The 5,671-nt window shown below is 27.5% G+C and carries 3 protein-coding genes and 1 pseudogene; 1 reads left to right on the top strand and 3 read right to left on the bottom strand.

Annotation, left to right across the window (positions count from 1 at the left end; genetic code table 11):
- Positions 1–171: 171 nt before the first annotated feature.
- Complete coding sequence (locus tag R5Z65_RS09345) at positions 172–393, bottom strand: hypothetical protein (protein WP_317368723.1); 222 nt, start codon at positions 391–393, stop codon at positions 172–174.
- Positions 394–1,025: 632 nt separating this feature from the next.
- On the opposite strand from R5Z65_RS09345, the gene R5Z65_RS09340 reads away from it, so the two are divergent.
- On the top strand, positions 1,026–3,335 hold the full coding sequence (locus R5Z65_RS09340; RefSeq protein WP_317368722.1) for a trehalase family glycosidase: 2,310 nt from the start codon (positions 1,026–1,028) through the stop codon (positions 3,333–3,335).
- 220 nt (positions 3,336–3,555) lie between these two features.
- Here the strand turns inward: R5Z65_RS09340 and tnpA are convergent.
- Positions 3,556–3,954, bottom strand: a pseudogene (gene tnpA, locus R5Z65_RS09335) (IS200/IS605 family transposase).
- A 186-nt stretch (positions 3,955–4,140) separates the two neighbouring features.
- Positions 4,141–5,592 carry a glycoside hydrolase family 32 protein gene (locus R5Z65_RS09330; RefSeq protein ID WP_317368721.1) on the bottom strand — a complete coding sequence of 484 codons (1,452 nt, stop codon included), beginning with the start codon at positions 5,590–5,592 and terminating at the stop codon, positions 4,141–4,143.
- Between the last annotated feature and the right edge of the window lie 79 nt (positions 5,593–5,671).

Below are 5,671 nucleotides of genomic sequence, written 5' to 3'. Positions count from 1 at the left end.
TAACATTACAAATTTGTTAAAATATTATAAATATATTTATAACAACTTGTAAATTTTATATTATATAATATTAGATTAATAATCATAAATTAATAATAATAAAGCAGTTACATATTAAATTTTAACATAAATAAAAATTAATAATAAACCGATGCAAACAACATATGAAATTTAAAATAAAAACAATATAGCCAAAAAATTATTTTTATAAACTATATTAGTTTCTACCCTATTTATCAACAAATATACTAAAGCAGATTCAACAGACATATCTATTAATGCACAAAAACTTTCACAAACAACACAAAAACAAATACCTAGCAACAACCAAGTAAAAGACTTTAATCCTTTAGTATTTATGGACGGCAAGCAATCCATACCCGCTATTAACATTTTAGAGAATGCAAGGGGTTCTTAGGAAGACCCTTCAATAGAATTCTACAACTAATATACCACATACACCTCCTTGCCATCCCCCAATTTCTATCCCCTCCCATCATCTACCATATACTTAACTTCATTCTTATATTTAATAATGTTATTATAACCCTTAGGTGTAAGCTGTATTTTATTAAATATTAGATTTCAATATTTTTGTTTAAGTTTTATATAAACACATTAATTAAATTTATTAGCTTTTTGTAGATTCGGGGGGTGTTGGGGAGAAAACCTAAATACATACCTTTTATAATATTAGATATAAAATATAAAAGATGTTAAAGCCTATATCTATAAAGCACCTTATGGATAAACCTAAAAATCTTTTATAAAAATCTTTAACAAAATAAAACTCTGTTATATATTTAGCTATAAAAAATATATAACAAAATTAGATATTTTTTAATAATAATTTTTTATAATTTTTACCACATTTTTTAAAAAATATATGTATAAAAAATCAATAGATTTATAATTATACTTATGTTAATATATATAATAATCTAAATTAAATAAATATATCTATTTATCTATTGTACAATTTATACATATATTTATTTAAAATTTTTAATTAAGAGGTGGTTTAAATGAAACATAAATATCTAAAAAAATTTTTGTTTTTATCCTTATCAACATCTTTATTTTTAAGTAACATTAACTTAAAAAGTACTTTTGCATCTGAAAAACATAATGTTTATGATTTTGCTAATGTAATTAACCTACAATCAAACCTTAATAACCAACCATATGGATATTATCAAGTGGCAGATTTTTCAACTTTTATAGATAAAGGAGCTTGGCACGGATATTCTCTACCAATGGCTAGTGACAAAGAAAATTTAGGTGGTTTTGCAGGCCCAACAGTTTTATTTGAGCATACGTATGAAACAATAGCGATAAACCTATCTAAAAGCATTAGCAAAATAAATATATTAAAAGATGGTGAAAAAATAGACCTACAATTTGCTAAACCTAAAATAAATTATTATCCTGGTAAATTGGTTCAAACTTATGAAACTAGCGATTTTAAACTATCTTTAGAACTAATTTTTGCAACAGATAGATCTTCTCTAATTAAAACTAACATACAAAATATCACAGATAAACCTTTAAACCTTGATATAAGCTGGAGCGGAGATATTTTTAAAGACTATATCCACAATAAAAAAACCTATGAGATAAACCCAAAATTACAAAAAGATAAAAATATGGTAAAAGTTGTTTTTGACGGAGAAAACAAAAGCCTATCTCAAAACACAATAAATAATAGCTTTTTCATTTTATTTAATGATGATGTTTCTACAGAAATAAGCAAAGACAACTTATCATACACTACAAAACTTAAAAATAAGTTAAAAATAAACCCTAACGAATCTTTTACTACATATAGAACAGAAAGCTTTGTTTTTAACCAACAAGAATATAAATCTGAGCTAAACAAATTAAAATCTTTAGATAAAGAAAACGCTTTTGCTAAAAACAATAAAACTTGGCAAGGCTATTTAGATAAAACTTTTGAAGATAAAAAAACTACAAGCAAAGCCTATGATAACGTTGCTATAAAATCTATGATTACGCTAATGACTAACTGGAGAAGCCCATCTGGTGATATTAAAACATCTGGCATAACACCTTCTGTTTCTTATAGATGGTTTAACGGCTTTTGGGCTTGGGACTCTTGGAAAAACGCTATGGGTGTTTTAAACTTTGATAGCGAGCTTGCAAAAGATGCTGTAAAAACAATGTTTGGCTATCAGATACAAAAAAATGATAAAGAAAGACCACAAGATGCAGGCACAATAATTGATGTTATATACGCTAATAAAGAGAGCAACAACTCTAGAAACTCAAAGCCACCTTTAGCAACTTGGGTTGTTTATAACATATATAAAGAAACAGGAGATATAAAGTTTGTTGAAGAGATGTATCCTAAGCTTGTTGCTTATCATAACTGGTGGTATACAAACAGAGATACTGACCAAAACGGCATAGCAGAGTTTGGTGCTATGGTGCACGATAGCCACTATAAAGTAAATGATAAAAACGAGATTTTAAAAGATGAAAAAGGCAACCCTATTATTGATGAAGATGCTATTATAACTGCTGCTGCTTGGGAGAGCGGTATGGATAACGCAGTTAGGTTTGATAAAGACGGCATTGGTAACTTTGACATAGGTGTTAAGGTGTTTGAAAATAAAAACAAACAAGGAAAGGTTGTAGGATATTCTATAAACCAAGAATCTGTAGATTTAAACTCTTTCTTATATGCTGAAAAAGGTTTTTTAAAATCCTTAGCAGAGGCTTTAAATAAAAAAGATGATGCCATAAAGTATGAAAAAGAGGCTAAAGAGATAAAAGACTATATAGAAAAATTTATGTTTGATGAAAAAACTGGCTTCTACTATGATTTACAAATATCTAAAGATGGAAAAGATAAAAAATTACTTGTAAATAGAGGCAAAGGAACAGAAGGTTATCTTCCTTTGTGGGCTAAAGTTTCAAGCAAAGAAAATGCTAAAAAAGTTGTAAACAATATTTTAGACCCAAACAAATTTAACCTAAAAGTGCCTTTTCCAACTGCATCTAAAGATAACCCTCGTTTTGACCCAAATAAATATTGGAGAGGCCCTGTTTGGTTAGACCAAGCTATCTTTGGTGTAGAAGCTTTAGAAAACTATGGTTACAAAAAAGAAGCTAAAGAGCTTGCCCTAAAATTAATGGATAATGCAGAAGGCCTTTTAGCATCTGAAACTATAAGAGAAAACTATAACCCTGTAACTGGAGAAGGGCTTCACGCTAAAAACTTTAGTTGGAGCGCTGCTGCATATTATTTGTTATACAAAAATACTTTGCAAGAAAATGAAAACACTTGCCAAGTAGGTTTTGACATAAAATAATTTTATTTAATTAAAAACCACCCGTTTAACGGGTGGTTTGCTCAAGCCCTATAAGGGCTTTTTCTTATTGTAAGCTTCTAAAAAGGAAATAAATGGTCTGACACAATTACACTAGTACTATTGGTTGCCACTAAAGTGTCTATTTTTTAGCCTATTTATTATGGGTACACATAAATGGGTCTATATATCCTTTTAAACTTATTTGGTAATTTGCTATATCTTATTCTTGTCGATTTTTATATATTCTTTTATCAAATTTTGATTTATCCCTACTGTAGCTACATAATAACCTTTACACCAAAAATTTCTATTTCCATATTTATATTTTAAATTTGCGTGTCTATCAAATATCATAAGGCTACTTTTACCTTTTAAATATCCCATAAAACTTGAAACACTTAATTTCGGTGGTATACTTACTAACATATGTATATGGTCTTTGCACACTTCTGCTTCTACTATTTTAACACCTTTTTGCTAACATAATTTCCATTTCCTTAATATCTTACCTAATGTCTTCTTTTATTTTCTCATATATCACCTGTCCCCTATATTTCGGTGCAAACACTATATGATATTTGCAATTCCACTTTGTATGTGCTAAACTATTACTATCCATTTTGGATACCTCCTTTGTTTTTATATGGCTGGCAAACCCATATATATTTTACAACAGGAGGTTATTTTTTTCTACTCATAGACACAGCCTTTTTGAAACCACCTGTAGAACAGGTTGTATTCTACATACAATAAAAATAGGTATAAATATTATTATAAATTTATAATATTTATACCTATTTTTTAATTAAAATATATTTTGTTCTATAGATAAGTTTGTACTGCCTTTTACATCAAAGCTAATTTGATTTGCATTTATATCTGTGTATATAAGTGAAGTCATTGTTTTATATCCATCATTTAAAAATATTTCAACCGTGTATTTATCTACAATTATTCTAACATTTAATTTATTGTTAACTAAAGCTAATTTTACTTTTCTTTCATTTAAGCAGTCTTTTCTAATACCGGCATTATTTCTATCAAAAATAGCTAACTCTTCTTTACACTTGTATATAAATTTAGAATTATATTTTGCATTTTTAGCAAAATTTATTGTAAACTCTTCTAAATTATCAGTATCTAAATTTATATTTAAATCAAATGTTCTACTAAATAATCTTTCATCTTCAAAAGATTCATTATTAATAAATTTTTCTAATGAAATACTATTTTTATAATAATTTTTTATTTCTCTAATAGGTACTTGATATAATCTATCATTTTTATACTCTAACTCTCGTGGTATACTCATTATACCAGACCAACTAAGTTCTTTAAGAGTAATATGATTCTCCCAAGATTGAACCCAACCAACTAAAACACGACGCCCATCTTCTGTAAGTGTAGTTTGTGGTGCATAAAAATCTAAGCCATAGTCTAGCGCTTCTACCTTTTCTTTATTAAATATAAATTTTTCTTTATCATAGTTACCAACTATAAAAACATTACAATTACCACCGTGGTATTCAAATCCTTGCGGTTCCACCTCTTGAGGAGATAAAACTAAAAAGTATTTATCATCTAGTTTAAAAAGGTCTGGACATTCCCACATTCTACCAAGTTCATTATTACATTTTAAAATAATGTTTTTAAATTCCCATTTTTTTAAATCCTCAGAAGAAAATAAAGCTATTTGTCCACTACCATCATCTGCTCTATTAGCAACTATAGAATAATATATATTATCTTCTTTAAAAATTTTAGGGTCTCTAAAATCTACAAGACTACTTCCTTTTGGTAGCATATCACCTTTTATAACAGGGTTCTGCTCTATTTTTTCATAATTTAAACCATCACCAATAGCAATACATTGTGTTTGTCTTTCTTTTTCTTCATCTTTTATAACACCTGTATACATTAATATATGTTTGCCATTATCTTCTATTGCTGTGCCTGAAAAACAACCAAAACTATCATATTCTTTATCTGGTGCTAAAGCAACAGGTAAATGTTCCCATTTTAACATATCTTTCGATTTAAAATGTGCCCAATGCATAGGCCCCCATATTTTATCATAAACGTGATATTGACAAAATAAGTGGTACTCCCCTTTAAAAGTTGAAAACCCATTAGGGTCATTAATCCAACCTATAGGAGAGGTTAAATGTAATAAAGGTTTTCTTTCATCATTTATTATATGTCTATTTCTTTCTTCATATTCTCTTGCTTTTTTTAAATTATTTTCTATATTTTCCATTTTCTAATCCTTTTCTGTTCATTTTTTATTGTGCAATATATCTATCAAAATATTTTTGTTTAATAGTTAAATAGTCTGA

The organism is uncultured Tyzzerella sp. (assembly GCF_963558545.1).
In the GTDB taxonomy this organism is placed as follows: domain Bacteria; phylum Bacillota; class Clostridia; order Lachnospirales; family CAG-274; genus Tyzzerella.
This window is presented reverse-complemented; position numbering and strand designations above follow the sequence as displayed.